The 25,347-nt window shown below is 68.4% G+C and carries 25 protein-coding genes and 1 pseudogene; 10 read left to right on the top strand and 16 right to left on the bottom strand.

Features of this window, described 5'->3' with window-relative positions:
- A pseudogene (locus ABH935_RS33230) lies at positions 1-846 on the top strand (hypothetical protein); the annotation flags it as partial.
- A 368-nt stretch (positions 847-1,214) separates the two neighbouring features.
- Here the strand turns inward: ABH935_RS33230 and ABH935_RS33235 are convergent.
- Positions 1,215-2,657 (bottom strand): sensor histidine kinase, encoded by a 1,443-nt coding sequence (locus tag ABH935_RS33235; protein ID WP_370381908.1) that lies wholly within the window; start codon positions 2,655-2,657, stop codon positions 1,215-1,217.
- On the bottom strand, positions 2,650-3,330 hold the full coding sequence (locus ABH935_RS33240) for a response regulator transcription factor (RefSeq protein ID WP_370381909.1): 681 nt from the start codon (positions 3,328-3,330) through the stop codon (positions 2,650-2,652). The genes ABH935_RS33235 and ABH935_RS33240 overlap by 8 nt, the downstream gene beginning before the upstream one ends.
- Before the next feature lie 124 nt (positions 3,331-3,454).
- On the opposite strand from ABH935_RS33240, the gene ABH935_RS33245 reads away from it, so the two are divergent.
- From ABH935_RS33245 to ABH935_RS33255, 3 genes are all read left to right on the top strand, one after another.
- On the top strand, positions 3,455-4,678 hold the full coding sequence (locus ABH935_RS33245) for a mannosyltransferase family protein (protein ID WP_370381910.1): 1,224 nt from the start codon (positions 3,455-3,457) through the stop codon (positions 4,676-4,678).
- Between the two features lie 203 nt (positions 4,679-4,881).
- On the top strand, positions 4,882-5,232 hold the full coding sequence (locus ABH935_RS33250; RefSeq protein ID WP_370381911.1) for a PadR family transcriptional regulator: 351 nt from the start codon (positions 4,882-4,884) through the stop codon (positions 5,230-5,232).
- Positions 5,229-6,167, top strand: a complete 939-nt coding sequence (locus tag ABH935_RS33255; protein WP_370381912.1) for a hypothetical protein — start codon at positions 5,229-5,231, stop codon at positions 6,165-6,167. Before ABH935_RS33250 ends, ABH935_RS33255 begins: the two co-directional genes overlap by 4 nt.
- A 608-nt stretch (positions 6,168-6,775) precedes the next feature.
- Here the strand turns inward: ABH935_RS33255 and ABH935_RS33260 are convergent.
- Positions 6,776-7,009 carry a hypothetical protein gene (locus ABH935_RS33260; RefSeq protein ID WP_370381913.1) on the bottom strand — a complete coding sequence of 78 codons (234 nt, stop codon included), beginning with the start codon at positions 7,007-7,009 and terminating at the stop codon, positions 6,776-6,778.
- A gap of 170 nt (positions 7,010-7,179) precedes the next feature.
- Positions 7,180-7,560, bottom strand: a complete 381-nt coding sequence (locus ABH935_RS33265; RefSeq protein ID WP_370381914.1) for a nuclear transport factor 2 family protein — start codon at positions 7,558-7,560, stop codon at positions 7,180-7,182.
- A gap of 112 nt (positions 7,561-7,672) precedes the next feature.
- Here ABH935_RS33265 and ABH935_RS33270 point away from each other — a divergent pair, with 112 nt between their 5' ends.
- Positions 7,673-8,572, top strand: a complete 900-nt coding sequence (locus tag ABH935_RS33270; protein ID WP_370381915.1) for a helix-turn-helix domain-containing protein — start codon at positions 7,673-7,675, stop codon at positions 8,570-8,572.
- Between the two features lie 12 nt (positions 8,573-8,584).
- Here ABH935_RS33270 and ABH935_RS33275 read toward each other — a convergent pair whose 3' ends face one another.
- Positions 8,585-9,637 (bottom strand): hypothetical protein, encoded by a 1,053-nt coding sequence (locus ABH935_RS33275; protein WP_370381916.1) that lies wholly within the window; start codon positions 9,635-9,637, stop codon positions 8,585-8,587.
- Positions 9,638-9,681: 44 nt separating this feature from the next.
- On the bottom strand, positions 9,682-10,185 hold the full coding sequence (locus ABH935_RS33280) for a SigE family RNA polymerase sigma factor (protein ID WP_370381917.1): 504 nt from the start codon (positions 10,183-10,185) through the stop codon (positions 9,682-9,684).
- Between the two features lie 305 nt (positions 10,186-10,490).
- Between ABH935_RS33280 and ABH935_RS33285 the strand changes: the two genes are divergently transcribed.
- Both ABH935_RS33285 and ABH935_RS33290 read left to right on the top strand, forming a co-directional pair.
- Positions 10,491-10,748 (top strand): hypothetical protein, encoded by a 258-nt coding sequence (locus ABH935_RS33285; RefSeq protein ID WP_370381918.1) that lies wholly within the window; start codon positions 10,491-10,493, stop codon positions 10,746-10,748.
- Between the two features lie 206 nt (positions 10,749-10,954).
- Entirely contained in the window at positions 10,955-11,674 is a 720-nt protein-coding gene (locus ABH935_RS33290) for a GDSL-type esterase/lipase family protein (RefSeq protein ID WP_370381919.1), read from the top strand.
- Positions 11,675-11,843: 169 nt separating this feature from the next.
- On the opposite strand, the gene ABH935_RS33295 is transcribed toward ABH935_RS33290, so the two are convergent.
- Positions 11,844-12,779: an NADP-dependent oxidoreductase gene (locus tag ABH935_RS33295; RefSeq protein WP_370381920.1), complete on the bottom strand. Its 936-nt coding sequence runs from the start codon at positions 12,777-12,779 to the stop codon at positions 11,844-11,846.
- 84 nt (positions 12,780-12,863) lie between these two features.
- On the opposite strand from ABH935_RS33295, the gene ABH935_RS33300 reads away from it, so the two are divergent.
- The gene (locus ABH935_RS33300; protein ID WP_370381921.1) at positions 12,864-13,880 is read left to right on the top strand and encodes a GlxA family transcriptional regulator; all 1,017 of its coding nucleotides are present in this window, start codon (positions 12,864-12,866) and stop codon (positions 13,878-13,880) included.
- Positions 13,881-14,038: 158 nt separating this feature from the next.
- On the opposite strand, the gene ABH935_RS33305 is transcribed toward ABH935_RS33300, so the two are convergent.
- From ABH935_RS33305 to ABH935_RS33345, 9 genes are all read right to left on the bottom strand, one after another.
- Positions 14,039-14,755: an HAD family hydrolase gene (locus ABH935_RS33305; protein ID WP_370381922.1), complete on the bottom strand. Its 717-nt coding sequence runs from the start codon at positions 14,753-14,755 to the stop codon at positions 14,039-14,041.
- 241 nt (positions 14,756-14,996) lie between these two features.
- Positions 14,997-15,749 (bottom strand): hypothetical protein, encoded by a 753-nt coding sequence (locus tag ABH935_RS33310; RefSeq protein WP_370381923.1) that lies wholly within the window; start codon positions 15,747-15,749, stop codon positions 14,997-14,999.
- Complete coding sequence (locus ABH935_RS33315) at positions 15,750-16,082, bottom strand: hypothetical protein (RefSeq protein WP_370381924.1); 333 nt, start codon at positions 16,080-16,082, stop codon at positions 15,750-15,752.
- Between the two features lie 50 nt (positions 16,083-16,132).
- Positions 16,133-16,768 carry a hypothetical protein gene (locus ABH935_RS33320; protein ID WP_370381925.1) on the bottom strand — a complete coding sequence of 212 codons (636 nt, stop codon included), beginning with the start codon at positions 16,766-16,768 and terminating at the stop codon, positions 16,133-16,135.
- Positions 16,769-17,197: 429 nt separating this feature from the next.
- Complete coding sequence (locus ABH935_RS33325; RefSeq protein WP_370381926.1) at positions 17,198-17,683, bottom strand: YfbM family protein; 486 nt, start codon at positions 17,681-17,683, stop codon at positions 17,198-17,200.
- Between the two features lie 934 nt (positions 17,684-18,617).
- Entirely contained in the window at positions 18,618-18,995 is a 378-nt protein-coding gene (locus tag ABH935_RS33330; RefSeq protein WP_370381927.1) for a VOC family protein, read from the bottom strand.
- 96 nt (positions 18,996-19,091) lie between these two features.
- Positions 19,092-19,793: a helix-turn-helix transcriptional regulator gene (locus ABH935_RS33335; protein ID WP_370381928.1), complete on the bottom strand. Its 702-nt coding sequence runs from the start codon at positions 19,791-19,793 to the stop codon at positions 19,092-19,094.
- Between the two features lie 218 nt (positions 19,794-20,011).
- On the bottom strand, positions 20,012-22,429 hold the full coding sequence (locus tag ABH935_RS33340) for an ABC transporter permease (RefSeq protein WP_370381929.1): 2,418 nt from the start codon (positions 22,427-22,429) through the stop codon (positions 20,012-20,014).
- A gap of 82 nt (positions 22,430-22,511) precedes the next feature.
- The gene (locus tag ABH935_RS33345; protein ID WP_370381930.1) at positions 22,512-23,258 is read right to left on the bottom strand and encodes an ABC transporter ATP-binding protein; all 747 of its coding nucleotides are present in this window, start codon (positions 23,256-23,258) and stop codon (positions 22,512-22,514) included.
- A 146-nt stretch (positions 23,259-23,404) separates the two neighbouring features.
- Between ABH935_RS33345 and ABH935_RS33350 the strand changes: the two genes are divergently transcribed.
- Together ABH935_RS33350 and ABH935_RS33355 are read left to right on the top strand one after the other, a co-directional pair.
- Positions 23,405-24,604: a sensor histidine kinase gene (locus tag ABH935_RS33350; RefSeq protein WP_370381931.1), complete on the top strand. Its 1,200-nt coding sequence runs from the start codon at positions 23,405-23,407 to the stop codon at positions 24,602-24,604.
- Complete coding sequence (locus tag ABH935_RS33355; protein WP_370381932.1) at positions 24,601-25,284, top strand: response regulator; 684 nt, start codon at positions 24,601-24,603, stop codon at positions 25,282-25,284. Before ABH935_RS33350 ends, ABH935_RS33355 begins: the two co-directional genes overlap by 4 nt.
- The last annotated feature ends 63 nt before the right edge of the window (positions 25,285-25,347 follow it).

Below are 25,347 nucleotides of genomic sequence, written 5' to 3' on the forward strand. Positions count from 1 at the left end.
GACAACCTGCTGTTCACCCCCGGCGTCTACAGCTACAACCAAACCATCAACGTCACCAGGGCCGACACCAAGATCGTCGGTCTCGGGTTCGCGACGCTGGTCCCCGCCGCCGGCCAGACCACGATGAACGTCGCCGACGTCAACGGCGTCAACGTCTCCGGGCTGATCTTCGACGCCGGACCCGCCACCTCCCCGACCCTGCTGACCATCGGCACCCAAGGCTCCACCACCAGCCACGCCAGCGACCCGGTCACCATCGACGACGTCTTCTTCCGCATCGGCGGCGCCACCGCCGGATCGGTCACCGACGCCTTCATCGACAACAGCAACAACTCGATCCTGGACAACATCTGGTCCTGGCGCGCCGACCACGGCGCCGGCAGCGGCTCCTGGACCACCGACACCGCCGCCACCGGCCTGACCGTCAACGGCAACAACGTCACCGCCTACGGCCTGGCCGTCGAGCACTACCAGCAATACGAGACCGTCTGGAACGGCCAAGGCGGCACCGTCATCTTCTTCCAGAACGAAAACCCCTACGACGTGCCGAGCCAGCCGGCCTGGATGGCCACCCCCAGCCAGAACGGCTACCCCGCGTTCTACATCCCCAACAGCGTCACCACGTTCCAGGGCTACGGCATGGGCATCTACTCCAACTTCACCGCAGGACCGCCAATCCAGAGCGCGATGGCCATCCAAGCCCCGACCACCTCCGGCGTCGCATTCCACGACCTCCTGACCGTATGGCTCAACAACTACGGAGGCATCCAATCAGTGATCAACGGAACCGGCGCAGCCGTCAGCTCAACCGCACCCGGGCCCAGCAACGTGGTCACCTACAACTGAGCCGATCCGCCCAGCGCTGAAGTCGGCCAACTGCGCAGGTTGCATCGCCTACCCCGGCAACGCGCAACGCTCCACCACCGGCTTGCCCGCCCAATCGAGCGCACAAGCCGGTGGTGCCTCGGACGAAGGGCTGGAGCGCGGTCTCGGTATCGCCGGGGACTGTATTGAACGGCGTAACTTGATCTCGAAAGTGGCACCGATGACGGGCCTGATAACAGAGCCCGTGGACACCATCGGGTTCGCGGAACCCGAGCCGCCGTCGGCCGCGGCCGACACACGGATAGGCGTGGATGGAAGCCAGTGCGATTCAGTCCTGTCGGCCAACGGCCTGTCGCAGCGCAGGCTGCCGTGGCCGCTGTTGACGCTGCTCAGCGTTTTGGCGAGTGGGTGTCCGCCCTGTTCCTGAAATGGGTGGCTGGCGAGGCCGGGAGCCGGATGATGAAGGTCGGTCCTGTGGGTGCGAGGGTCAGGGTGCCGCCGTGGTGTTCGGCGATCGCGCGGGCGAGTGATAGGCCCAGGCCGGTGCCGCCGGCGTCGCGGCTGCGGGATTCGTCGAGCCGGGTGAAGCGTTCGAAGATTCGCTCGCGGTCGGCGGTGGGGATGTCGGAGCCGTCGTTGTCGATGGTGATCAGGACTTGGCCGTTGTCTGCGGCGATGGTGACGTCGACGCGGCCGGCCGCATGACGGGTGGCGTTGTCGAGCAGGTTGCGCAGCAAGCGGTTCAGTTCACTGCGGTTGCCGCGTACCTGGCCGGTCGAGTGGATGTCGAGTGTGTAGTGCGGGCCGCTGGTGTGGGTGTGGCGGTATTCGGTGAGCAGGTCGTGGGCCAGCTCGGCGGGGTCGACCAGTTCAGTGCGGCGGGGCTGGTCGCCGGGGCGGGCCAGGTAGAGCAGATCCTCGGCGAGGGTTTGCAGGCGGCGGACGGCGGTCAGGGCCTGGTCGGTCGTGGCCGGCCAGTCGGTGTGTTCGGGGTGGGCCAGCGAGACTTCGAGGTTGGTGCGCAGCGCGGCGATCGGGCTGCGCAGTTCGTGGGCGGCGTCGGCGACGAAGCGGCGCTGTTGTTCGGCGGAGTGCTGGAGCCGGTCCAGGGTGGCGTTGGTGGTGAGGGCCATGCGGGATATCTCGTCCCGGGCGGGTGGGACCGGGACGCGGCGGTCCAGGTGGTGTTCGCTGATCTCGGCCATCTGGGCTCGGATCGCCTCCACCGGGCGCAGCGCGCGGCTGGTGGCGGCCCAGGCGATGGCGCCGACCAGCAGTGCGGCGGTGGGAACGCCGAACCACAGTGCCGGGTCGACTGCGGCGCGGGCGGCCTGTGCATCGAACGGGGTGACCAGGACATAGACGGTGTAGACGCCCTCCGGTTCACCCGGGCCTTGAGATCCGGTCACGTAGGCGGCGGCGCCGACGGCGGCGAAGCTCCGCCCGGCATAGGCCGGGTCTTTGGCGGCGGGGGTCACGTGGACCGTCCCGGACCCGCTCCAGTCCACCCAGTCGACGTGATCGGGCCAGGGAAGGCCCACCACAGCGGGCCGCTGGTCCGCAAGCGGGTCACCGAGGCGCACGACGCCGCCTGAGGGGTTCAGCACCACCGACGGCAGGCCGGCGGTGTCGTCGTGGATCTTGTCCAGGCCGTGCGGCGCGGTGAGCCGGCTGGCGATGGTGCGGGCCTGGAACTGCGCGGTGGTGCGCCCGGCGGCCAGGCGGGAGTCGTAGACGTGCTGGCGCAGAAACAGTGCGCCGATGCCGAGTAGCACCAAGGCCGCGATCCCGGCGGCGAGTGCGGTGCGGGCCCGGGTCGCCGGCCTACGCATCGGCGTCGTCGGTCAGCCGGTATCCGATGCCGCGCACGGTTTGCAGGCTGTGCCGCCCGAACGGGGCGTCGATCTTGCGACGCAGTGCACTGATGTAGACCTCGACGATGGTCGGCTCGCCGGTGTAGGCCAGGTCCCAGACCTCCTCCACGACGGCTCGGCGGGTCAGGGCCTGGCCGGCGTAGCGGGCCAGGCACAGCAGGACGTCGAATTCGCGGGCGGTGAGCTCCACCGGCTGCTCGCCGCGGCCGGCCCGCCGGGCGGCCGGGTCGATCCACAGGTCCCCGACACGCAACAGCCCGCCCTCGGCCCCGCCGCCGCGGCGGATCAGCGCGCGCAGCCGGGCCAGCAGCACCACGTAGGCGAAGGGCTTGCGCAGGTAGTCATCGGCGCCGGTGTCCAGCGCCTCGGCCTCGTCCCACTCCCCGTCCTTGGCGGTCAGCATCAGGATCGGCGTCCGCACGCCCGCCTGACGCAGCTCGGCGCAGACCCGGTAGCCGTTCAGGGCCGGGAGCATGATGTCCAAGATGATCGCCTGGTAGTCGTGGCGGCGGGCCAGCCGCAGGCCGGTGGCGCCGTCGCCGGCCACGTCGACTGTCCAGCCCTCCGACTCCAGGCCCCGGCGCACGGCCGTGGCCACGTCCGGGTCGTCCTCGACCACCAGCACATCCATCGATCAAGGATCGCACGGATTCCCGGCGATCCATTCTGAAACGATCTTCAGGAACTTCAGGGTCTGTTCAGCGCACTTCGCCGATTCTGCTCCGTGTCCCACCACCGGAGCAGAAGGAGTGATCATGCTGCCGACGCAGATGGTGACCGATATCACGCAGGACGCACCGGCACCGGCCAGGGCCGAACCCCGGTCCCGAATACCGGCTGGCGCTCCCACCGGCATCCGCGCCCAGGCCGTGCGCGCCCGCGCCCGCGCCGGCGCCGGACCGGCGGCCGCCGTCTACGCCGCGACGACCACGCTGCACCTGCTGATCCTGTCGGCGATGATCCGTCCCGGCGGGCCGAGCCTGACCGACCGGCTCACCGCCTGGGACGGCCGGCGCTTCGTCCAGATCGCCGAGCACGGCTACCCCCACGGCATGGACGGCCTGGCCGACGGCAGCAACCTGGCGTTCTTCCCACTGTTCCCGGAACTGATCCGGATCGTCCACGCGGCATCCGGACTCAGCTGGGCGGTCAGCGGCATCCTGGCCGCCCAACTATCGCTGTTCGCCGCGCTTGTCGTGATGCATGTGTTGCTGAGCCGGCTGTACGACCGGCGCACCGCCACCATCGCCATCGTGCTGCTGGCCGGCGCCCAGCCGATGTCGCTGGTCTTCTCCATGGCCTACAGCGAGTCGCTGTTCCTGGCCTTGACAGCTGGGGCACTGCTGGCCCTACACAAACAGGCCTGGCTGAGCGCCGGCGCGCTGACCGCGCTGGCCGGACTGACGCGCCCGGCCGGCACCGCGGTGGTCCTGGCGATGGCCGTCGCCGTTGTGCTCCATGCCCGCCGGCACCGCCACCTGCCCGGACGCGCCGTTGTGGGCCTCGCCTTGGGCTGTACCGGGGTGCCGCTGTTCATCGGCTGGGTCGGGCTGCGCTCCGGACACCTCAACGGCTGGTTCACCATCCAGAACGCGGGCTGGGGCACCAAATGGGACTACGGCCGGCAGTTCCTGACCGACCTGTACGACACCCTGGCCCTCAGCAACGAGTTCATGGCGGTCTGCACCGCCGTCGTGACCGTCGTACTGATCGTCATCGCCATCGCGGCTTTCGGCCGGCAGACCTGGCCGCCACTGCTGGCCTACGGCACCGGCATCCTGATTCTGACCCTCGGGCAGTCCAACTACTTCCAGTGCAAACTGCGCCTGCTCATCCTGGCCCTGATCTTCCTGCTGCCGCCCGCACGCAGCCTGGCCCGGGCCGACAACCGCACCGTTGCGATGACACTGATCCCCGCCACGTTGTTCGGCTGCTGGTTCGGCGCGTTCATGCTCACCACCTGGCACTACGGGATCTGAGAAGATCAATGCTCTGACATCGGCCATCGCAGAGCCCTCAAATGAGGGTTGGCGCCGCAGGTCCAATGCCTAGAAACCCGACCGCAGCGATCCACAGGACCGGCGATCGAGCACTTCTTACGCCGTCTCACAATCGCCGCCTGCCGGAACCGGAGCCGGTGAAGGGCTTGCGCATAGGTCGATGGTCTACCTATGGTTCCGCCATGACACAGCGCGCATTGCAGGAACCGACCCTGCTGTTGCTGACAGCGCTCGCCGACCAGCCCCGGCACGGCTACGCGATCGTGCAGGAAGTCCTGGCGATTTCCGAAGGCCGGGTCCGGCTGCGCACCGGAACCCTCTACACCGCATTGGAACGCCTGGTTCAGGAGGGCCTCATCGAGGTTGACAGCGAACAGGTCGTGGCTGGTCGCCAGCGTCGGACATACCGTCTCACGCATCAGGGCCGGACAGTGCTGACCGCGGAGGCCCAGCGGCTGCGCGCCGCCGCCGCGGAAGCCGAACGCCGTCTGCACATCACCGCCGCTCCTCGCTGGAAGGAAGTGACCGCGTGAGCCCGCAGGACTCGCTGCCGAAACGGTCGCCCGACACCGAACGCCACCGCGTAAGGACTTCACGGCGAGCCACGCATCACCTGTTGCGGCTGTATCCGGCCGGGTATCGGGACCTCCATGGCGAGGAGATCATGTCCTTGCACTGTGATGCGCGCCTGGCAGCCGACGGGCGCCTGGCCCGCCTCCGCGAGGACCTCGACCTCGCAGCGCACGCAGTCCGGACCCGGCTGAGGATCACCTCTGCCTACAGCCCCGGCCGGGCGCTGGGGTCTGCCGCAGCCTGGCTGGTGGCAGGCGCCGGGGCTTCGGCTGCGTACGCACTGCTGGAACCAAAGGTCTACGGCAGCACCCGCCTGTCCATTCCACCTGTCGCCATGGCGCTCAACCTGTTGCTTCTGCTCGGCTTGGGTCTCGCCGCGGCGGGTTTGTGGAGGTGGGCGACGCCCCTGACGGTCCTGGCCGGCACGGTGCTCGCCGTCACCTTAGAGTTCACCGGCCCATCGCCGCACTGGTTCAATCCACGCGCCGACTTCCTCGCCGTGACTGCGGTGTTGCTGCTTTGCGCGCCTCCAGACCTGCGGCCGAACAGCGCCGGCGCCAGAGGCACGATGCTGGCGACTGCGGTCGCGATGGCGCTGCCGCTCGGGGCCTGGAGGCTGAACATGGATGTCAGCCTTCCCGGTTACGGTCCCAGCGACTACGGGCCGTGGCCCGTCGTTGTCATGGCCGTCGTGAGTCTCATCGCCCTTATTCGAGTTCGCGAGCAGCCGGCGGTGTTCGCCGGAGCGGTCGTGGCGGTGCTCCCGTGGTTCTGCCACACCGTCGTCATCCCGGTCTTGGCCGGCGAGGCACTCGCCTTCGCTGCGATGACGCTGATCGGCGTGATTCTGAGCCGCGCCGACCGGAAGCAGCTGGTCGCCGCACCGGAGCGCTGACCGGCCGCCGCCTCCGGCCGGAAGCTGTGTTAGATGCCGACCGGAGGTTCATCTCGACCAGCCGGAGCCGCCAGCTCGGTCCAGCAGCGCGACACACGCCCGGTTCGAGGACGGCCAGCGCCGGCTGCTGCTGATGTCCTCCTGTTGGACCGTCTCCTGAGACCGACCCCAGCATGCTGGGCCCGGCTGCGTCGAGCATGCGACCTGGTTGTCCGGTGGCCCCGGGCAGGCGCACAGACACAATCCCTCATCCGAGCGGTCCTGTCCACGAGCGCAGCCCACGCCCGGCCGGGCAGACCTGTGCTGCCGGGCCGGGCGTGGCTGTCGATCGTCACCAATCAAACCTTGGACTCGGAGCGCTCGGACGTGGTTTCGAAATCGCGGACCGGGCACGGCGAGCGCCGACCCGCTGGCCTTCCATTCCCTCAGGCCTTACTTCCTCGCGGAGACCGCCGCGACGCCGTTACCACCCGGACGGAGGGAATCGAACATCGGCGTCGTGGTCTATGTCGGACGGCCGCCGAGCGCCGTATGGCTAACCGGTGTGTAAACCACTTGTTTGCGGCGTGGCTGCTTGAATCCCTGTCCTGTCGACTGTGAGATGAGTCCTACAGCCGGATTGAACCAAGAATCCGCACGGATGGACTATAGAAAAGGGTTGCCGCGTGGGGAAGTTCAAACTCGATAGTGGCGGCGGCGATGGCGTGGTCGAGCAGTACCGGCAGCTGGGTTGTGTCGGCCACTGCCATGGACAGCTTCGTCGCTGGCCGCAGCGCCGCCACGACATCGGTGCTCCACGTTCCGCCGCTGCTGTCCTGCAGGCTGCCGTGACCGACGGCCACCGGCAGCCCCAGTCCTTCTGACGCCTACCCGGCGGCCGGTCCAACACGGTACGAGCTCTGTCATCCCGCTGGTGCAGCAGGGACCCCGCCGATGCGGTTGCGGGCCGGGACGCCTTGCCGGAGCAGGACGTCCCGGGCGGTGGTGGCTATGTGCGAGGCCCTGACTCACCTCAGGCGGTGCCGAGCGGGTTGAGCATGGTGAACCGCCAATCGCCGCCGGCGTCCTGCCGGGCGATATTGGCGGTGGTGCCGGTGGCGGTGATCCGCTCGCCTTCGGGGCCGTCGATTTCCATGGTCCAATCGGTGACCAGGAGGGCGGTGTCCGCGCCGAGCAGCGTGTGACGTTGGACGTTGGTCAGTTTGCCGCCGGCGGCGACAGTCCCGCTGATCTCTGCGCGCAACGCGTCGTCGCCGGAGATGAACTCGCCAGCCACGGTGCGCATGCCCGCCCCGGGCGCGAACAGTGCCAGGACGTCCTCGACGGCGCCGGCGTTCAGAGCGTCCTGGAACAGGATCGGGAGCTTGGCAGGGTCGGTGACGGAAGTGAACATAGTGTAAGAATCCTTACTTTCGGAGCGGTTCTGGTGCTGACTCCACGATGCCCTCGACCCTGCATGGGAGACGAGGTGGAGTTCGGTCCCGCGATGGTCGAAAATGGACAACGTGATCATCGACATCGCCTTCGACAACCCGGACAGCCCGCACGCCGGCGTCGAGGTCCTGACGTTCGACGAGCTGAGGACCCGGTTGAAGAGCGAAGTCGCGCGTCGCCCGAGCCGTCTGGACTTCCACCAGATCATCCTGGTGCGCGGCGGCGAGGGCACCGCGATGGTCGATTTCGTCGACTACGAGTGCACGCGAGGCACCCTGCTGCATCTGCGGCCCGGCCAGGTCCAGAGGTTGCCCTACGGCGCGGCCGGCCAACCGGCGGACCTCGACGCGGTCTTGCTGCTGTTCACCCCCGGCTTCCCGCCACCACTGCCGGCGGCGGGCCCGGTGCTCGACGGGTTCGGCCCGGTCGCGTGGTCGCTGCCGCCGGACACCTTCGGTGCGTTCGATCGTGCTGTGCAGGAGCTTGTCGCGGTGTACCGGAGTTGGCACGGCACTCCGGCCGCGCGCGTGGCCGGCCCCGGCCCCGGCCTCGACCTCACCGGCGCGCTGCTCCGCCAACTCCTCGGCGCACTCCTGCTACGCATGGCGGCTTTGTCGGATCCGGACGGGGACCACGACGTGCACGCGACCACCGCCGACGTGTACCTCGCCTTTCGTCGCGAACTTGAACGCTCTTTCGCCACCACGCGATCCGTCGAGACCTACGCCGTACGCCTGGGTTACGCACCACGAACCCTGACACGCGCCTGCCAAGCCGCCACCGGCCGTACCGCCAAACAACTCATCGACGCGCGCGTAAGCCTTGAAGCCCAACGACTTCTCGCTCACACCGATCAACCGGTATCCGCGATCGCTCACGCCCTCGGCTTCACCGAGGCCACCAATTTCGGCAAGTTCTTCGCCCGACAGACCGGCCTCGCCCCGGGAGACTTCCGGCATGCGCAGCGGTGACCAGCTGATCGCTCAGTTCGCGAACAGATCGGCGCTCCAGCCGGCGGGATCGGTGCCGAGCCCTTGGATGTGGGCGAGCAGGCCACTGATACCGCCGGGCAGTTCGGCGGCGGCCCGGGCCTCGGCCACGACGCAGATGTTCCAGCCGTTGGAGTCCTTGCACACCGACGCGCCCCAGGTCCAGGGGCCTTGGACCGTTCCGGCTGGCTTGACGAAGACGTTCGGGCCGTTGGTCGCAGTGTTCAGGCCGATGTTCAGGTCCGATGTACCGGTGCGGCCAGCAGCCGGATGGTTGAACACGGCTTGGTTGAGGTTGAGCGCAGCGGATGTCAGACCCTTGATCTGGATCGGCAGCGGCAGGGGTACCTGGCCTACCGTGACCGTGCGGGCGACGTGCTCCAGTGTTGCGGCTGCGGTGGCGGCGTCCAGGTAGTCGCCGCTCAGGGTGAGCCACTTACCCGAGGGGTCCTGCCACACCAGATCTGCCTTACCGGGAACGGGGGTCTGGCCATCGGTCGTCGTCCAGCAGGCGGTCGTGCCGATTCCCTGCACGGGGATCTTGGAAGACGTGTCCGGTGGTGCAGCATCGCCGACGGTGAGGAACACCCTGGGTTGTCCCGCCGCCTTGCCGGTGGATGTGCCGGCGGCGGCCGAGTACGCGGAGGTACCGGCGGACGGGCCTTCGCTGATGTACGCCATTCCCTGAGGAAGCCAGCCGAAGCGAGCTGGCACGCGCACCCCGGTTCGCGCCAGACCGGGGCTCGGGGTAGAGGAGCCGGTCGACGGGCTGTGCGGTGCACTGGTCGTGGCTGCGGGAGCCGTCTGTGCGCCAGGCGCGGTCTGTTGCCCGGCGGCGTGCCCGGCGCTGGAGTGGGTGATCGTCAGCACGGTGGCTGCGACGCCGAGCACCCCTACCGCGGCGGTGCCGGTCAGGACCCTGTTGGTGCGGCGCTTGCGCAGCCGCAGGCGGTAGCCGTCGTTGCAGGCCTTGTACAGGTCGATGGTGGTGTCCGGGGCCGGCGATTCGGTCAGGGCCGCCAGCCGGGAGCCGGGATCTTCGGGCATGCCTGTCATGGTGGATTCCGTGTCTTCTCTGAGTCTTGTGCAGGTCACAGGGATGGCTGAGCCTGAAGGATGCGACGCAGCGTGGCCAGACCGCGTGCCGTCTGGCTCTTCACCGTGCCCGGGGAGCAGTTCAGCTCGACGGCGGTCTGCTCGACCGACAGGTCGCAGTAGTACCGCAGGACGACCGCCGCGCGCTGCCGGGCCGGCAGCTCGGCGAGGGCCGCGCGCAGGTCCAGCTCCGTATCGCTGTCGTGCACGCGATCGGGCAGGTCGTGCAAGATCCCGGTGTCGGCAGTGACAAGCCGCCTCCAGAAGGGACGCCGGGTCTCGTTGATGTACGTGTTGACGAGGATTGTGCGCAGGTAGGCGTCGAGGTTGTCCGCGGAACGGGCCTTGGGCCAGACCGCGTACAGCTTCGTCAGCGCGGTCTGCGCCAGATCGTCTGCGTGGTGCCAGTCCTGGCACAGCAGGAACGCGATCCGGCGGAGCCACAGGACGCGCCCGGAGACGAACTCGACGAAGTCCCGGTCGGGTTGGTGTTCAGCCATGGGGATCCCGTCTTGCGAACGCAGCGGTGAAAGTCACGCCGCTACTGACAAGATCCGGCCGGGATTGGTTGCATGAGACGCGGAGCGGATTTCGCGCCGGCTGGTTGACGTCACCTTCCCACCCGCCGGCATCGCCCCCAGCCTGATGATGGCGACCCGTTCCGAAGAAGGCGACTTCGCCCTGTGACGGGCGAGGCTGGGGCCCAGCGGCGGCGCTTTTGCGGAGTCGGGCAGGTTCGCCCAACCGAGTGAGTCCATCGCAGGACCCTTCGTGACCCTCGCACCGGGGAATCGTTGACCGGGACATGAGAACGATCTTGACGCTCGGGGTCCTGTCGACGCTCGCCGGACTCGCGGCCGCCTCCCCCGCGCAGGCGGACAACGACAGCAACTTCGGCGGAGGCGTGAACGCCGCGAACAACTGGAACTTCACCGCCGCCGCCGTCTGCCTCCAAGAGGTGGCCGTGGTCCCCGTCCTCGGTGACTACATCAGCGACCACGTCAACAACTGTTCCAACGGAAACGTGACGAACCTGGTCAAGACCCTGGAGAAGGCCTCCTAGTCTGGACGCCCCCGCGCCGGCCGGATTCTTCACCCGGCCAGCGCGGTCCTTCGCGAAAGTTCCAGCCACACGATCGGCCCGTCCACTCCTTCCGGCGATCATGGCGCCTAGGCAGCATTAGACCCATATCGGCAAGAAAGAACCGATATGGGTGGGCACGCAGCAGCGGAGCCCACACGCCGAGAACCAGCAGCGCGGGAGGGACCATGCCCAAATTCATGATCGTCGGGGACTCCATCACCGAGGGCAGCACAGGTGACTACACCTGGCGCTACCGCCTGTGGAAGCACCTGAAGGCCAACGAAGTCTCCGAGCCACACTTCGTCGGACCGCGCCAAGGGCTCGACGACCTCACCCAGGCCCAGGCGAACGAGGACAGCGCACAGTACGCCGACCCCGACTTCGACACCCACCACCTGGCCCTGTGGGGACAACCCTTCACCGCCGTCATGGAAGGCATCGGCAACTACGTCAGCGACTGCGACCCAGACGTCGTGGTCACCCTGCTGGGAATCAACGACTTCGCCTGGTACGGCGAAACAGCCTTCCAGGTCGAACAGGACGTCCGGATCTACATCGCCGAAGCCCGACGCAAGAAGGCCAACCTGGGCTTCGTCTTCGGCCGGGTCCTCCCCACCCAGCGCGGCGCCCAGGACGCGGAGTTCGCGACCCGCGTCAACGACTTCAACACCCGGCTGGAAGCCCTCGCCGAGGAACTGAGCCTGCCGTTCTCCCCGGTCGTGGTCGCCCAGGACGACGACGGCTTCGACCCCGAACTCCACACCTGGGACGGCACCCACCCCAACAGCCACGGCGAGATACGCATCGCCGCCGCCTTCGCCGACGCCCTGGCCCACAAATTCGGCCTGGGATCGCCCTACCCCCGGCCGCTCCCCGAAGTGACGGACGTGACGAAGAACATCTGACCCCGGCACAACAGATCATGCACGACCTCCCCCTGCTCAACCTTGCAGCCACGTCCGTGGCCCATGATGAGCAGGGCGCAGGTTCAAGCCTCTCTCAATCCGCGGATTCGGGGTTCAAGTCTCTGGCGGCGCAGCCGTAGCGTTACTACCCTGGTCGGGGGCAGGTTGATCATTCGGTCACGACGAGAACGAGTTTGCCGGCCGTGCGACGGGTCTCGCCGCGCCGGTGTGCCTCGGCGGCCTGCTCCAGCGGCAGCACGCCGTCGATCTCGGCGCGCAGGAGGCCCTTGTCGACCAGCTCCGCGATCGCCGTCATGCCGGCGTGGTCGGCTTCGACGGTCAGGTATTCCAGTCGGACGCCATGCTCTTTGGCCGCGGACTTCATGTGTTCGACCTGTGAGAAGACGATGGCGACGAGGATGCCGCCAGGGCGCAGGGTTCGCAGCGACCGTGGACCGTAGTCGCCGCCGACGGCGTCGAGCACGACGTCGACGTCCCGGACCGTCTCGGCGAAATCGGTGTGGGTGTAGTCGACCACTTCGTCGGCGCCCAGGCCGCGGACGAAATCGTGTTTGGGCGCGCTGGCGGTACCGATCACGTGCGCGCCGCGCGCCTTGGCGATCTGCACGGCGAGGTGGCCCACCCCGCCGGCCGCGGCGTGGACGAGCACCCGCTGGCCGGGCTGGACGTCGGCCGTGTCCACCAGCGCCTGCCAAGCGGTGAGCGCGGCCACCGGCAGCGCCGCCGCCTGCACGTGGTCGATTCCCACCGGCTTACGGGCGAAGTTCCGGGATGGGGCGGCCACGTACTCGGCGTAGGCGCCGGCGCCCCGCGGGTAGTCGAGCATGCCGAAGACCTCATCGCCCGTCTTGTGGCGCGTCACGCCTTCTCCAACGGCCTCGACGACGCCGGACACGTCCCAGCCCACGACGAAGGGCGGCGCGCCCAAGTAGAGGCCGGTCTTGCGGTGCAGCCAGTCGGTCGGGTTGACGCCGGCGGCGTGCACCCGGACCAGGACGTCCGTCGGCCCGAGTGCCGGCCGGTCGAGCTCGACGACGGTAAGGACCCCCGGACCGCCCAGGACCTCTTGGCTGATCGCGCGCATCAACGGCTTCCTCCCTCACGGCACGCCCTGCGCGTACGACTGCGACCAGCCTGCTCGTACCGGTGGACGACGGAAAGTGTCCTGATGGACATCATGTGCAAAGATCTGGCCATGCACCGCGTCGTCGTGCTCGCTCTGGAGAACGTCTATCCCTTCGAACTCGGGATCCCCGCGCGGGTCTTCGGCGCGGCCCGAGGCCCCGCGGGCGAGCAGCTCTACGAGGTGGTCACGTGTTCGCTCGACGGCGGCCCGGTCACCACCTCCGCCGATTTCGCCGTCGTGGTGGAACACGGCATCGAGGCGCTCGAAACCGCCGACACCCTGGTCGTCCTGCCGTTCGCGTGGGAACCCGTGGAGAAGAACGCGATCGGCCTCCCCGCTGACCTCCCCGCCGACGTGTTCGCCACGCTACGGCCGGGCACGCGCGTCGTGTCGATCTGCACCGCAGCCGTCCTACTCGCCGCCGCCGGCCTCCTCGACGGTCGGTCCGCGACCACGCATTGGGAGGAGGCCGAGCACTGCCAACGGCTGTTCCCCCGCGTGGATTGGGACGCGGATGTGCTGTTCGTGGACGACGGCGATGTGCTCACCTCGGCCGGCGTGGCCGCCGGCATCGACCTGTGCCTGCACATCGTCCGTCGCGACCATGGCAGCGCCGCCGCGAACCGCGCGGCCCGCCACTGCGTCGTGCCGCCCTGGCGCGACGGCGGGCAGGCGCAGTACATCGAACGTCCGGTGCCGAGTCCGTCGACGGCCGCGACCGCGGCCACGCAGGCCTGGGCACTCCAGCGACTCGACCGTCCGCTGCCGCTGGCCGAGCTCGCCCGGCACGCCCGGATGAGCGTGCGGACCCTCAGCCGCCGCTTCCGGCAGGAAGTCGGGATGACCCCCGGCGACTGGCTGATCCACCAGCGGGTGGAACTCGCCCGGCACTTGCTGGAGACCAGCGACCTGCCCATAGACCAGATCGCCCGCCGCACCGGTTTGGGCACCTCGGCCTCGCTCCGCCGACACCTGCACGCCGCGATCGGCATTTCACCCCTCGCCTACCGGCGGACGTTCCGCGCGACCGAGGCTGTCGACCAGACGCCAAAGCACTGACGGACCGTCGGGAAACGATCACGACGAGCTCCGATGCGCGGCATCGCACCATGGCGCCGCCCCCGGTCAGAACAACTCCGTTGGTGCCCCAAATATCGCCCGCCGGATAGACGTCGCCGAGCTCGTGTAGGCGTTGGCCTAGGAGCGTCGTGGAAGCGCTAGGCGGAAAGGCGTGCGGGGATGGACATGAGGTCCGAGCAAATCTCGACTCCGTCAAGGCGAACGTGGACGTCCTCCGGGAGGGTGGCGAGCCTTTCGGTGCGGTCCAGCCATATTGATCGCAGGCCGGCTTCACGAGCCGCAGCCGCGTCGGTGATCGGCTCGTCGCCGACATAGAGCGCCTCATGGGGCTCGACGCCTATCGTCGAGCACGCGGTGAGGAACGCGTCGGGGTGCGGTTTCGCGGCCGGAAGCTCCTCCAGGCCCAGGAAGCACGCGAAGCGGCCCGGGTCGATGTGGCACTGATGGAGCTTCTCCAGTTGGTACGCGGAGATCATGTTGGTGACGATGCCCAGCGTGACCCCCACCTCGGCAAGCGCGTCGAGGGTCGGTTCGACGTCGGCGAAGGCCTTCAGGGCAGCGGTCATGCGGGAGTAGAACCCGTTGAACCAGATGTCCGCATCGGCGTCGGAAAGGTCTGCCATGCGGCTCATCGCGCGGGCCCGGCAGCGGCGCTGCTCCTGGAATCCGAGCTCGGCCGCCATGTAGCGGCCGATGTAGACGTCCTCGTATTCCTTCCAACGCAGGTATTCGTCGTCGCCCGCGGGAAGGCCGAGCGCGTCGAGATGGGCCAGGATCCCATGCCGTGTGGCACCTTCAAGGTCCACCAGGGTGCGGTCGAGATCGAAGAGGACCGCACGGATCGGTGTGTGCACGCTCCAAGCCTAACCAGCGGCGGGCGGCCATCGCTGTCCTCTCAACGGTCTGGTGATTGAAGATCCATCATCTCGAAGTGGCTTGTCAGGGTTCTGGTGTGGCGGGGTTCGCAGGAGCCCTGACACCGCGGCCAAAGGGACCTTCGATCACATGCGCTGAACACAGCAACATCGCCCCTTGGCGCTCAGTAACGCCGCATCACCCGGCATTCCGCCTGATTTCGGTGCTGCCGGCTGTGGCTCACACTGTGCTGCGCACCAGCGCCGCCGCCAACCGGGGCAAGTCCTTGGGCGCCACCAGCGCTTCGAGCCGCGTCACCTCCTTCGGCAGCCGGTTCATCTCCGCTCCCTTGAGGGCGCGCCGGTCGAAGGCCGGCCGTACCTCGGGCCAGATTCCCTGCACTTCGCGGCAGAAGATGTCCGCGCCGACGGGACCGATGTGCGGGAACTCCTGAAGGAGTTCCCGGATCCGGGCAGGATCACCATCGGCCTGGCTCCGCAGGCGCCGCAGATCTCCGCCGACCCTCCCTCCGGCCAGCAGCGGTGCGGCGATCGCCCACATGCCGGGCTCGACCAGGAGTGCCTGACCCCGCTCGACGCAGCCGCGCAGGGACTGGCGGATCGACTCCAGCTGCGACGTGGTCGGTTCACGGCCCAGGGCCTGAGCCAGTTCCCGAGCCCGCATCGGCCGTCCAGCGGTGGTCAGCAGCTGCAGCAGTACATTCATGCCGGCCGCGAACCGGGGTCCCCCGTCATCGACGGCAGCCGGACGGTCGGCGTCGACTGGCTCGGCGACCAGGCCGGTGATCACCCGAGGGGTCCAGGTCCCGACACGAGCGGGCGCCCGGGGCGCGGGCGCGGCGACCGCCGCCTCCGGTCCCTGATGGTTCGAGCACTCGTCCCGACGCTGATCTTCAGTAGTAGCCGCCGATGGCTCTATCGGCGCCTGATCGGCGATGCCGACGGCGGCGGAGTAGGCACCGCCGGGCAGCACCTAGGCGAGGCCGGCAGCAGCCAGTTTGCGCAACGTGCGGCGGACGCTCTCAATCTGACCTCGGCTGATCTGGTCCGTGCCGTGGAATGTCTCGGCTATCACCCGCGGGGCCAACGGCAAGCCCTGATCCAGCATCTGCCGAGCCAGTTCGGCCCGGGTCAGGCCAGCCCCGTTGCGGTCCGGCCGCCGGCCCCACGGCGGACCTTCGGCGGCGGCTTCCTGCGCGTCCGGCGGACCGCCACCGTCGGGTGCCTCCTCGGGATCGCGGTCATCGTCCGTGTCGCTCTCGCAGTAATCGATGACGATCTGAGCACATGGTGCACGTGCGGCCACGTAACGTGGTCAACCGCAGACGCCAGGCCTCACCATGCTCGGCCCTCCTGTCAGTACCACGCCACGACCCCAACGACGCCTTGCCCCGATTTCGCCGCCAGCCTCACCACCCGCAGCGGGCCGTCCAGAAGCTCATCGACATCGGCATCGGGCACGTCTCCGAACTCCGCGAGCCACCGCCGAGCGCGCTCAATCACCCGGCTGCGATGCTGCCCCGTCAAGGCCAGCGCCTGCTCGAAGCCCGCGACGACGCTGAGCACCTCCGCGTGTGAGAGCAGGAACTCACCGAACCGCCCAGGCAGGAGTGCCGAACCGGCGGCACCGAGTCCGTAGTGCAAAGCGGCTGCCGGGCTCGCCTTCCGCGCTGTCGCAGCGAACGCGCCCTCGCCCCCGTCGGGCATCAGCCTCATGCAGCGGCACGCCAGATCGTCGTAGGCATCAGAATTCGGGTTCGCAAGGTCAACCAAGCTGGCGAAACGCTCGGCGGCCGCCGTCGGCTGAAGCCATGGCCAGCCTGGAACCGGCTCAAAGAAGAACTCTTCGGAGTCCCCGCCACCTCCCCACCACGCCATGAGCTCGACGTAGCGCGCGAACGCCTCCGTGCCAAAATACTCGGCCATCGCTGCCTCCAGGCCAGCCTTCAACACTGGCACTTCGGCATCGTCGATGGCGGCGATGGCCCACACGCCCGTTACGCTCACCGCACTCCCATCCCTTCACGATCGATCCGCGCCAGAGGACTCTGTATCAGCAGCCGATGTGCGGGCGAGCACGGCAAGGCCGGTCCCCCCTCGGCTCATGACGCGGCAGCTCTTCCCGCTGAGATCCGGGTCCGCTCACTCACACAGCTGGAGGGGCACCCGAATGCCCCGTCCAGGGAGTCCAGCCAGCCATGCATCTCGCCATCATCGGCGTAATCCGCGTTCATGATCCGCTGTACCAACGCGACAGCCTCATCCCGCGTCACGAACCCCTCCCTCCAGCCTGCAACGCAGCCTGACCGCACCGTTGATTGACCGGGCAGGCCCTAGTTGCCTAGAGCCGCGGCCTTCACCCTGGCCGTTCTCCAACGCAGCGGCACACACCCAGGACCAGCGAGTCGCAGGTCGGCGAAGCTACTGGCCGACCGTGAAGATGACGTGCATCCCGGCCGCCGCCGACCGCTGAAAGAACGCCACGAGCTCGACGAAGTTGGACCACGTGTAGGCGAAGTCCTCATCTCCGTACTGCACGTAATCCTTGACGTCGATACGGCCGTAGCCGGCGGCCAGCTTGTCGCGATCGACCCTCGCCGCGGCGTCGGCGACGTCGCGGACCTGCTGCGGGCCGAGGAGGCTGACGACGTGGTCGTCGCTCTCGTACAGCTGCCTCCCGCCGAAGATCATCGCGTTGAGTGGATAGTCGCCATTGCCGTATCCGAGGGAACCGTCGGTCAGGCAGCGGTGGATCGCGTCCCAGGCCTTGTCGGAGTCGCAATAGTCCACACCGACCATCTCCATCTCGATCTCCTCGACGAGCGCTGCCACTTCGTCGTCATCGGCGGCTGCGAGCAGACGTGCGGCCGTCAGCTCATCGATCGCGAAATGAACTCCTAGGCTCATGCGGCGCACTGTACATCAGGCGATTATGAGGGAAAAGATCTAGCCCAGAACGGGGGGCGATCTTCGGGAACACCTCATCACTCCTGCTCAAACCGACTCACAAACGGCCCACCATGGTTCGCAATTTGGAACCCATGGCCTCTTGTTGGCCACCTGACAAGGTGGCCAACACCGGCCAAACCCAAGGCTCCGGCCCCGCAAGGGGCAGGACGCTGCCGAGGCGCCCGGTACGTAGAGCGGGAGCAATGCAGCGGGAGCAAGGGCTGCCAAGAGTTTCCCTACTGATTCAAGGGCACGCCTTGCGGCGTGCCGCGCGGCGCGCCTCTCCCGCCCGCCGCTCCTGTCTCCGCCCCGCTCGCGGTCCGGCTCCGGCAGGCCGCGCACGACCGCAGCGTGGTGAAAAGCATTCGCCTCCGGCAGGCCCTCCCCCGGAGAGTGGGCGCGGGAGCCGCGGTTAGGTGGGTGGCGTGGGTCGCTGCGTGGAAGCGAGCATCAGCGGTTGATGACCTTGCCGAGGGCTAGACCAGCGGCCTGTTCTCAGTACCCTGGAGTCCCGGGGCACCATTGGACGGATGGTGGACGTATGGCTAGACGTTGGATGCATGGCTTCATCCAATATTTGATCCCAACACTTGTGGTCCTCGTGCTTTTTCGCAAGGATGCGAACCGCTGGGCAGTGCGCGAGTTGGGAATTGACATACTAATCGCAATTTGCGTTGCATTTAGCGCCACCGTGTTGGTAGAGGGCACAACAGTGGCCTGGAGTTCCATTCGTAAGAGCCAAGGACGAAACAGGCGAAGCTGAGCAGACCGGCGTACCCCTTACACCAGCGGCTGACACCAACGATCGCGGACTCACCCGTAAAGTAAGCACAACTATCGACAAAGCAGGCCCTTCCGGCATCTCCCGGAAGGGCCTGTCGCATTGTCACCGTCAGCTTGTCTGTGGGCTGAAGACCATGAACCGGTTGCCGTCGGCGTCGAGGAGGTCGGCGAACACCAGGCCGTTGGGCCACGTGACAGGCGGAGAGAGTACCTTGCCGCCCAGTTCGTCCGCTCGGGCGCAGGTCGCCTCGACGTCGCGGACCATCACCGCGAACGTGCCGTGCTGGGCTTTGGCGTCGTCGACGGTGAGGATGCCGCCGCTGGGCGCCTGGGTGGTTGGGTAGGTGACGAAGCGATAGGCGTCGCCGATCGCCGGGTTCGTCGTGAAGTTCCAGCCGAACAGTCCGCCGTAGAAGCGCTGGGCGCTTCCGGGATCGGTGCTGCCGATCTGGAACCAGGCGACGGTGTCGAAAGGGGGATTTGTCATCGAAGCATCTCCTTGGCTGGGCGCGGGTGGTGTGCCTGCGCTTCTTCAGCTTCGGAGGTCTGGCCGACAACCCTATGTCGGTGTTTCCGAGCTCGTTCAGAGCGCGAGGGTACGCGCGACGATGCCCGGCGGCAGATCGTTGGCCAGCTTTGGCGGGCGGGGCGGAATGTCGAAGTCGGTAAGCTCCGCGGCCTTGATGCGGTCCAGCCGAAAGGTCCTGGCTTCTTGCCGGAGACGGCACCAGCCCACGAGGTACCAGCCTTCGTCCGCCCACAGGAGCTTCATGGGTTCGACGGCTCTGTTCGTCAGGGTGCCGGAGTGGTCGGTATACGAGATCGCGAGGACGCGCTGTTGCATGATCGCGGTCCGGACGAGTTCCGCGAAGGGCGGCGGTTCCGGCTGCTCCTCCGCCTCCAGCAGGCGCACTTTTTCGCCGAATGCCCGCGCCGCACCCGCTGAATCGTCCGACATCGCGGCCAGGATCTTGCCCAGAGCCGTGGACCCCGCTGCCGCGAACGGGGTGCCGTGCATCCGGCCCAGCGCGACCGCCACAGCGACCGCCTCCGTCGGCGAGAAGTTCAACGGCGGCAACGACATCCGCTTGTCGATCGTGTACCCGCCGGATCGGCCTACGTCCGCGTATATCGGCACTCCCGACTGCTGTAGCGCCGAGATGTCGCGTTCGATGGTACGTAGGCTGACTTCGTATCGCTCGGCCATTTCCCGCGCTGTGCGCCGGCCCGGCGCGACCGCCCGCAAATCCTCGACCAGCGCGTAGAGCCGATCCGTTCGGTTCACGACGTCCCCTCGTCAGTCCCGGCCTCTCTCGTAGGCTACAGCGATCTCGATCGCCATCGCCGATTCAAGGGCGGTGCGCTGAGGGAAAAACGCCGGAATGCCGACCTCCCAGTGGTATCAACGGGGGGAGGTCGGCATTGGCGTTCTTGCCGCGCCGTGCAGTGCCCAACACTGCTTTTGCTACGGCGACCAGCGGCTCTGCTCGGTCCTACTAGGCCCTACTCGGTCCGCAGCGCGGTAGCGGTCCGCGTCCGTGCCGCCCAGCTGGCCGGCAGCAGTGCCCCGAGCAGGGCGATCACGATCCCGCCGGCCAGCAGGGGGATGAGCAGTCCGGCGGTATAGGTGTGGCTCACGCTCGGTGGCAGGTGGCGGCCGATCGCGTTCCCCATCGGGGTCAGTGTCGCCTTCTCCACCGCGACCCCGAGTGGGACCCCGATCAGGCCGGCGATCAGGCCGGTGAGGGTTACCGAGGTCAGGACCATCGCGATGGTTTGTTTGGGTGTCATCCCGAGGGCCTTGAGGATCCCCATGTCGTGGGCACGCTCCCGGGTGTCCTGCACCACCATGCTCAGCACGCCGAGGGCCGCGACCGCCACCATCAACAGCGTGAGTGTGGCCACCAGGGTGCCCATGATGAGCATCACGATGTTCTTGCCCCCGTCCGAGTGCGGCCGGGCCGAGGCGTTCAGCGGGGTCAGTGCGGCGGCGGCTGAGGTGGACCAGTCCGGTGCGCTGACGTTCGGGGCCAGCTCGACGTTGAACTGCTCGATGTGCGGGGGCAGGCCGGCGGCGGTGAAGGTGGCCGCATCCGTCATGACCGTGTAGTCGCCCACGTTGGTGTCGAAGTTGATGCCGACGACCTTCAGCGGCAGTTGCTTGTTCTGCTGCACCACGGTGACTTCGTCACCGACGTGGATCCCGACCGTCGTGGCCAGCTTGTCGCCGACCACGGCCTCGCCGGGCGCCGAGAACCAGCGGCCGGACACCAGCTCCAGGTGCGTCCAGGAGAAGTCGCCGGTGAGCGTGAACACCTTCGGCGGTTCGCCGCCGGGCGGGGCGCCGACGATGGTCGCGCCGCTCTCGCCCCAGCCGAACGCGGCCTTCGTGCCCGGGGTCTCGGCGAGCGCGGCGACCACCTTGGCGGCGTCCAGGTGCGGCCTGCGCGGGTCGTTGGCGCCGTAGAGGCCCCAGGGCACGCCCACGTCGGCTGTGGGTTCCACGAACTCCGACGCGACGCTGAAGCCTGAGGTGGTGGCGTCCAGGTACTTGTTGAACCCGGTCTCCAGCCCCACCGCGAACGTGGCACTCACCACGCCGAACAGCACCGCGGCACCGACCAGTACGGCCCGGGCCGGCCGGGCGAACGGCTGGGCCAGCCCCAACGACACGGCCCGGGGCAGCGGCAGCCGCGAGGCCACACGCTGCGCAGTCTGACCACGCCCGGCCTTCGGAGCGCGGCCGACCACCAGGGCCCGCACCGTCGGCATCCGGCCGGCCCGCAGGGCCGGGATCAAAGCCGTGACGCCGACGATCAGCAGGGCGCCCAGCGGCACCACGGCGCTGACCCACAACGGGATCGTGGCACTGGCCGCACTGGCCGCGCCGAGCTGCTGGGTGGCGCCGCCCAGGATCGGCACGGCCAGGAGGTTGCCGAAAGCCGTGCCGAGCACCAGGCCGAGTGTCGCCGGGATCATGGCCTGCGCGGTGTAGGCACGGGCCACCTGCGAAGGGGTGAAGCCCAACGACTTCAGAATCCCGATGCGCCGGATTCCCGAGGCCACAGCCCCGCTGACCACGATCGAGATGATCAGCACCGACATGAACAGCCCGAGGATCCCGAAGCCGATCAGGAACGGCACGTAGGCCTTGGCGTTGCCGGTCGCCTGCTGCTCCGAGGTCAGGTACGACTGTCCGCCCTCGACCGCGCCGGCCGGCGCGGCGGCGGCCACCGCCTGCTTGTCGGTGGCGATGTCGGCGGCGGTCCCGGCTTTGGCGAACCGGTAGAGCATCTGCTCGTCGGACTTGGCACCGGCAGCGGTGAGCCGCGCGAAACCGTCGGCGGTGACGAAGCCGGTCGCGCTGCTGGTCACCGAGTCGGCGAAGCCGACGACCTTGAACGACGGCTTGCCCGGCAGGGAGGAGAACACCACCGAATCGCCGACGCAGTCGGCGGCATAGTTATTCGCCGGCAGGGCGATCTCGCCCGGGCCGGTCGGCCAGCGCCCCCGGGTCAGCGCCAGCTGGTCCATCCCGGAGGTGCTGCCCAGGTCGGGCCGGGTGGTGACGGTGATCGGAGCGTTGCCGTAACCGACCCAATCCTTCTTGGAGCAGTCCATGCCGATCGTCGTGTCCAGGGCGGAGGCGACCGGGTACGGCCCGGCCGCCTCGGTGACGCCGGCGGCGTGAGCGGTGGCGGCGGCCTGCTCGGCCGTGACCTTCGAACCATCGAACTGGACCGCCAGGTGCGCCCCGTTCCGAGCATTGAAAGCGTGCTCGAACGGGGCCTGCACGGCGGTCAGCAGACCGAGGGAGAGTACTGAGGATGTCACCGCGGCGAACGTCGTCAGGGCCATGACGAGGGACTGGACCCGACGCCGGCCCACGCCGGAACGTACGACCTTGCCCAGGGCGCTCACCGGCTCACCGCCGGCAGCAGGCGGGTCATGGCCCGGAAACCAACCTCGAAGACGCGCCGGGGCGTCGGCGGCTTGCGCAGTGTCATCGGACCTCTCCCGCCGGACGGGGCAGCAGCGTGCGGGCGGCCAGGCCGGCACCGCTGCCGTTGTTGACGACGTCCCGCTCGACCGCGCCGTCCACCAACTCGATCGTGCGGCGCGCGGTACTCGCGGCCAGCTGCACGTCGTGGGTGACCAGCAGGATGGTCTGGCCCTCGCTGTTCAGGTCCAGCAGCAGCTGGCGCACGTCCTCGGCCGAGCTGGAGTCCAGAGCGCCGGTGGGCTCGTCGGCCAGCAGCAGCGCCGGCTTGTTCATCAGGGCCCTGGCCACCGCCACCCGCTGCCGTTGCCCGCCGGACAGCCGCTGCGGATAGGCCTTGGCGTGCCGGGCGATGTTCAGCGAGTCGAGCAGCTCAACGGCCCTCCGTTTCGCTTCGCTCTTGCCCATCCCGGCCAGCTGCGCCGGAACCATGGCGTTGTCCAACACGGTCAGGTCGTCCAGCAGGTTGAAGAACTGGAAGATCATGCCGACGGAGGCCCGGCGGTACTTCGCCGAACCGGCCTCGCCGAGCTGGTCGACGCGGGTGCCGTCGACGGTGACACTGCCGCTGGAGGGCTTGTCCAAACCGGCGATCAGGTTCAGCAGCGTGGACTTCCCGCTGCCGGAATGACCGAGGATCGCCACGCATTCACCCGATGCCACGGACAAGGTCACACCGGCCAGCGCGGGCGGGCCGTCATCGTATTTCTTCGTCGTGCCGCGAAGATCGATCATCGGTGCGTTCGTCATGGTCACGAAACCTACGAACAGAGCGTGATCCGTCGCGTCGGCCGGCGGATGTCACCGTCTCCCCAGGCCGTCGGCCCGGGGGTGTACCGGCGCGTACATCCCCGGGGCGACGCGCAGAGCCGACGCCACTGAATACGATCTGGCGTATGGAAGAGCTTCTCCAGCGTCTCTCGACATCGAAGCGCGTGACCTGGCTGATGTCACAGGCCGTAGTGCTGGCCATCGCCTGCTTCTACGCGCTGATGCTCACCTTGACGACGCCGCGCCCCAACGAAGCCCTGTTCCGGTTCCCCACCCTCGGGCACTTCCAGACGATGGGTCTGTGCGTCGCGCTCGCCCTTCCTGTCCTGCTGGTGCGCCGTCTGCCGACGGCCGTCTTCGCGGCGGTCCTGGGTGAATCAGTCCTCGGCGACCTTTTCGGCGCGCGGCCCTTGATCGTGCTCATCCTGCTCGTCGCCTTGAGCGGGTACATCGCCGTCGAGCGGCCGAAGGCTGCCGCCGTCGGCTCCGTCGCGGGCGTCGCGGACGCGTTCGTCAGCGACATCCACGTCCACGGGCAGTCCGTCGGCGGCGCGGCCCAGTGGGCCGGGTGGCTCGCGTTGTGGTTCGCGGTCGCGTGGATCTTCGGCGGGGTGTATCGCAAACGCCGTGAATACCTCGAAGCCCTGCAGGAGCAGACTGGGGCCCGCGTCGTCATGGCCGAGCGGCTGCGGATCGCCCGCGAGCTGCACGACAGCGTCGCGCACAGCATCGGGATCATCACCGTGCTGTCGGGAGCGGCGGCGCGGGTCGTGGAGACCAAGCCCGAGCAGACGCGGCAGGCGCTGACCGGCATCGAGACCACCAGCCGGGAGACGCTCCTGGAGCTGCAGCGCATGCTCGGGGCACTACGCCGCGCCGAGCCGGACGACGCCATGCCGCAGGCCGCTCCCCTGGCGCCGGCCGGCGGCCTGGCCGACGTCCCGCAGCTCGCCGAACGCACGGCCGGCGCCGGGGTGCGGGTCCACGTGACCTGGCGGGGCGAGCAGCGTCCGCTGCTGCCGGAGATCGAACTGTCGGCGTTCCGGATCATCCAGGAGTCACTGACGAACGTGGTGCGGCATTCCGGGGCGCGGACGTGCCGGGTCGCGGTCGGTTACGAGCCGAACGCAGTGCGGATCGAGGTGGTGGACGACGGGGACGACGGCCTGGGCAGGCCGGGCCGTCCCAGGCACGCGACGGTGCCCGGCGGGAGCGGCTTCGGCCTGCTCGGCATGCGCGAGCGGGTGACGTTGTTGTCCGGCCAGTTCAGCGCCGGCCGGCGTCCGGAGGGCGGATTCCGGGTGACGGCGAAGCTCCCGGCATGAGCGTGCGAGTGCTGCTGGCCGACGACCAGCCCCTGATGCTGGTCGGGCTCGCGATCCTGATCGGCGACACCGACGACCTGGAGGTGGTCGGCCAGGCCGGCGACGGCCGCGAGGCCGTGCGCCTGGTGCGCGAGCTGCGGCCGGACGTCGTGGTGATGGACATCCGGATGCCGGGCATGGACGGGATCGAGGCGACCCGGCAGGCGACCGCCGAGCCGGACCCGCCCAAGGTGCTGGTACTGACGACCTTCGACGACGACGAGTACGTCTACGGCGCACTGCGCGCCGGGGCCAGCGGATTCCTGCTCAAGAGCATGGCCCTGGACGCGATCCTGGACGCGATCCGCGTGGTGGCGGCCGGCGACGCGTTGATCGCACCGAGCGTCACCCGACGGCTGATCGCGGACTTCGCCGGGACATCCGGCCCCGCGGCCCCCGCACCGGACGCCGAGCCCGCCGCAGACGCGAGTCTCATCGCGGGGATCACCGACCGGGAGCGCGAGGTGCTGGCACTGGTCGGACAGGGACTGTCGAACCCTGAGATCGCCGAGCGGCTGGTGATCAGCGCGGCGACGGCGAAGACCCATGTCGCGCGCCTGTTCGCCAAGCTAGAGGCCCGGGACCGCGTCCACCTGGCGATCATCGCCTACGAGAACGGACTCACGCCGGGTAGACGGTAGGGCAGCGCGAGAAGAACGATCGCCGACCACGAATTCGCCGCGTTCGCCAGATGCGCGAGCTCA

The sequence above is a fragment of the Catenulispora sp. GAS73 genome (assembly GCF_041262085.1).
In the GTDB taxonomy this organism is placed as follows: Bacteria; Actinomycetota; Actinomycetes; order Streptomycetales; family Catenulisporaceae; genus Catenulispora.

Excerpts from the sequence above, each read along its gene's own strand:
- ABH935_RS33250 (WP_370381911.1), top strand. The coding sequence starts at position 4,882 with ATGACACAGCGCGCATTGCAGGAACCGACCCTGCTGTTGCTGACAGCG.
- ABH935_RS33290 (WP_370381919.1), top strand. The coding sequence starts at position 10,955 with ATGCCCAAATTCATGATCGTCGGGGACTCCATCACCGAGGGCAGCACA.
- ABH935_RS33280 (WP_370381917.1), bottom strand. The coding sequence starts at position 10,185 with ATGGCTGAACACCAACCCGACCGGGACTTCGTCGAGTTCGTCTCCGGG.
- ABH935_RS33345 (WP_370381930.1), bottom strand. The coding sequence starts at position 23,258 with ATGACGAACGCACCGATGATCGATCTTCGCGGCACGACGAAGAAATAC.
- ABH935_RS33285 (WP_370381918.1), top strand. The coding sequence starts at position 10,491 with ATGAGAACGATCTTGACGCTCGGGGTCCTGTCGACGCTCGCCGGACTC.
- ABH935_RS33275 (WP_370381916.1), bottom strand. The coding sequence starts at position 9,637 with ATGCCCGAAGATCCCGGCTCCCGGCTGGCGGCCCTGACCGAATCGCCG.
- ABH935_RS33240 (WP_370381909.1), bottom strand. The coding sequence starts at position 3,330 with ATGGATGTGCTGGTGGTCGAGGACGACCCGGACGTGGCCACGGCCGTG.
- ABH935_RS33355 (WP_370381932.1), top strand. The coding sequence starts at position 24,601 with ATGAGCGTGCGAGTGCTGCTGGCCGACGACCAGCCCCTGATGCTGGTC.
- ABH935_RS33330 (WP_370381927.1), bottom strand. The coding sequence starts at position 18,995 with ATGACAAATCCCCCTTTCGACACCGTCGCCTGGTTCCAGATCGGCAGC.
- ABH935_RS33295 (WP_370381920.1), bottom strand. The coding sequence starts at position 12,779 with ATGCGCGCGATCAGCCAAGAGGTCCTGGGCGGTCCGGGGGTCCTTACC.
- ABH935_RS33325 (WP_370381926.1), bottom strand. The coding sequence starts at position 17,683 with ATGAGCCTAGGAGTTCATTTCGCGATCGATGAGCTGACGGCCGCACGT.
- ABH935_RS33300 (WP_370381921.1), top strand. The coding sequence starts at position 12,864 with ATGGACATCATGTGCAAAGATCTGGCCATGCACCGCGTCGTCGTGCTC.
- ABH935_RS33350 (WP_370381931.1), top strand. The coding sequence starts at position 23,405 with ATGGAAGAGCTTCTCCAGCGTCTCTCGACATCGAAGCGCGTGACCTGG.
- ABH935_RS33245 (WP_370381910.1), top strand. The coding sequence starts at position 3,455 with ATGCTGCCGACGCAGATGGTGACCGATATCACGCAGGACGCACCGGCA.
- ABH935_RS33235 (WP_370381908.1), bottom strand. The coding sequence starts at position 2,657 with ATGCGTAGGCCGGCGACCCGGGCCCGCACCGCACTCGCCGCCGGGATC.
- ABH935_RS33265 (WP_370381914.1), bottom strand. The coding sequence starts at position 7,560 with ATGTTCACTTCCGTCACCGACCCTGCCAAGCTCCCGATCCTGTTCCAG.